The 3,252-nt window shown below is 39.8% G+C and carries 3 protein-coding genes; all 3 read left to right on the plus strand.

Features of this window, described 5'->3' with window-relative positions:
- Positions 1 to 593: contractile injection system tape measure protein (locus ACY65O_RS19190; RefSeq protein ID WP_462222469.1), on the plus strand; the 593-nt coding region annotated here is incomplete at its 5' end.
- 54 nt (positions 594 to 647) lie between these two features.
- Complete coding sequence (locus ACY65O_RS19195) at positions 648 to 2,717, plus strand: S8 family serine peptidase (RefSeq protein ID WP_462222470.1); 2,070 nt, start codon at positions 648 to 650, stop codon at positions 2,715 to 2,717.
- Between the two features lie 10 nt (positions 2,718 to 2,727).
- Positions 2,728 to 3,252: eCIS core domain-containing protein (locus ACY65O_RS19200; RefSeq protein WP_462222471.1), on the plus strand; the 525-nt coding region annotated here is incomplete at its 3' end.

A 3,252-nucleotide genomic window follows, 5' to 3' on the forward strand; every position in this document is an offset into this window, starting at 1 on the left:
CAACAGCAGAAAAAAAAAATATTGAAGAACCGCAGACGGTTGTGAAAAAAGAAGACAGCAAAGAAAAAATTAAAAATGAACCGGAAGAAAAATCAGTATTTATAGAAAATGCCGGATTAATAATCCTGCATCCTTTTCTGCATAATTTATTTAAAGCAACAGGGCTGATGGAAGAGGAGCGTTTTAAAAATGATTTCTGTAAACAAAAGGCGGCACATCTTTTACAGTACCTTATAAATAGCGAACAGCAATTACCCGAATTTGTAATGCCCCTCAATAAAATTTTGTGTGGCCTTAGCAACGAAGAGCATATTGACCGCTTTATACAATTGGACGATGCTGAAATTAAAGAAGCCGGTGAGTTACTGAATGCTGTAATTACACATTGGTCAGTTTTAAAAAATACTTCGTCAGCATCCTTACAGCAAACATTTTTACAACGAAAAGGAAAATTAAGTTTTAATGAAACTGATGGTTACTGGAAACTGCAGGTAGAAAGAAATGCAGTGGATATTTTACTGGATAAAATTCCCTGGGGGTTTGCTTATATAAAACTGCCCTGGATGCTTTTTCCTTTAGCTGTTGAATGGTAAAAATAATTTCGAAATATTTTAAAAATATTTATCACACTAATAAAAATTACTATCATGGCAAATGCAATTAAAACATCCGGTGCGGTATATACTTACCGTGGCGGAAAAAAAATACTGCTTGATAAAGCAGCCGATGAATTTATTACAAGGGCACTGCCCGAAGAACTGGATGCTTTTGATACAGAAGAAAAGAAACAGGTATCATCGGCTTCCACTAAAGTAATTGTAGAGCCAGCCGAATTGGATACTGCAATGGAAGAAAGCCGATTAATTGCACCTACACATCATGCTTATTATTTAAAAGGAACAAAAGACAGTTTTTTTGTTACCGACAGAATTTTGGTAACATTTAAAACTACTTTGCCTGCTGCAAAAATTGATCAGTTTGCAGCAAAGTACAGTTTACTGCAGTTGGAAAAATATACAGATAAAGATTATCTTTTTCAGCTAACACAATATACAGGCATGAACCCTGTAAAACTTATTGTGCAACTTACCGAAAATGAACCGCTGGTAGAATATGTTGAAAATGATTTAAACCAGCAGGTAAAAACTTATGCCCTGTCATTACCCACCGATCCAATTTATGCAAAGCAGTGGCACCTGCATAATCATTTTGTACATGCCGATTTAGACAGCCGCAGCTGCAGCCGTTGCGAAGAAGCATGGCTGATACTTGACAATTACGGCAGCAGCAATGTAGTAGTTGGTGTAACAGACGATGGCTGTAAATTAAACCATCCCGATTTTGATTCTTTAAATAAGTTTGGCGGCTGGGGTTATATGAGAGGCACCCGGCTGATAAATAATAGTGATATAGATGCAAGCCCGGCACAAATGTACCTGCCCGGTGTAAATCATGGCACGTCCTGCGCAGGTGTAATTGGCGGCGAGGTAGATGCATCACTAACGGTTGGGGCTGCTCCCGGTTGTAAATTATTTCCGGTGCAATGGGAATCTGATGGCCCAAGTTTATTTATCAGCGATTCAAAATTTTTAACAGTACTAAATTATGTGGCTGATAAGGTGGATATTCTTTCAAATTCCTGGGGTGGAGTGCCAAGGAGTTTGTGGTCGCTGCAGGTGGTAGATAAAATTACACAGTTGGCACAAACAGGTGGCAGGCGTGGCAAAGGCATTGTTTTTCTTTTTGCAGCCGGAAACGAGAACTGCCCCATCAGCCATACCTCAACAGAAGATGTACCCTATACCGATGGAATAGATTTTCAAAACAATCAATGGGTATGGGTTGGTGTGGAAACATCTAAAAGATTTGTAAATAATTTTGTTGGCATCACCGGTGTAATGCATGTGGCTGCATTGGGCAGCACTGCACAGCGAAGCCACTATTCAAATTACGGAACAGGCATTGGCATTTGTGCACCCAGCAGTAATTCGCATGAGTATCATCGCATGACGGTAAAAGGTTTGGGTATATCAACTGCACAGGGAACACCTTCGGGAGTTACTGCATCTTTTGGTGGCACATCAAGCGCAACACCTTTGGTAGCGGGCATTGCAGCTTTGGTTATATCTGCCAACAACAATCTTACAGCAGCAGAAGTAATTGCAGTATTAAAACAAACAGCATCCAAAGATTTAAATATGACAGGTTATGCAAAAACACCTGCAGCAAATTACGATCCCAATACATCGTGGGATATTTCGCCGGTTGCACCATTCGATAAAGGTGATTTTAAAAATATTGGCAGTGCCGATGGTACATGGAGCCCATGGTTTGGGCATGGTAAAGTTGATGCATTTGCTGCAGTAATAAAAGCCGCCGCATTAAGCGGACATAACGGTCATGCTAACCTTAAAATTATTTCTGCATTGGTAAATCCTTCCGGCGATGATTATGGAAACGAAAAGATCTCCATGCTTAACAGCTCGGCGCAAAGCACCAATTTATCGGGCTGGTCATTTTTAGTTAAAGGAAGAAAGCAGGTATTGAGTGGCCAGATAAATGGCGGCGAAGCAATTACAGTAAAAGTAGATCCTTCAAAAATGGCATTGTCAAATAAAGGAGCCACTATTAGTTTGTTAGATCCGCAGGGTAATAAAATACAGGATGCTGTGTACAAAGCAGCCGATGTAAAAGTAGGGGAGGCAGTAGTTTTTTAAAAATGTAATTATGGAAAAGCAATTGTTACAACGGTCTTCTGCGGAATTTAATGCAGTAAATGCAAAAGGCTTTTTTATACAACCAAAGCTAACCATTAATCAACCTAACGATGTTTACGAGCAGGAAGCAGATGCAATGGCCGATAAAGTAATGCGGATGGAGCAACCAGGCGTACAATTAAAACCTTTGCCCATCATCACTTCTGTACAAAAGAAATGCGAACACTGCGATAAAGAAAAAGAAATGCAGCGTAAGGAAATAAGCGGCGAAGAAAAAACTGCTGACAGCAATTTGGAAAACTATGTTGGTGGATTAAATAGCGGCGGACAGGCATTGCCCAATGAAGTCCGCAATTTTTACGAGCCACGTTTTGGATACGATTTTAGTAATGTAAAACTGCACACCGGTACTGTTGCTGCAAAATCGGCACAATCAATAAATGCTTTGGCCTATACGTCGGGAAACAATATTGTTTTTAATGACGGGCAATATTCTCCCAATACTGAAAGCGGTAAAAAATTATTGAGTCATGAG

Origin of the sequence: Ferruginibacter sp., from assembly GCF_031430955.1 — a bacterium.
In the GTDB taxonomy this organism is placed as follows: Bacteria; Bacteroidota; Bacteroidia; order Chitinophagales; family Chitinophagaceae; genus Ferruginibacter.

Coding starts and splice junctions, on each gene's coding strand:
- ACY65O_RS19195 (WP_462222470.1), top strand. CDS start 648: ATGGCAAATGCAATTAAAACATCCGGTGCGGTATATACTTACCGTGGC.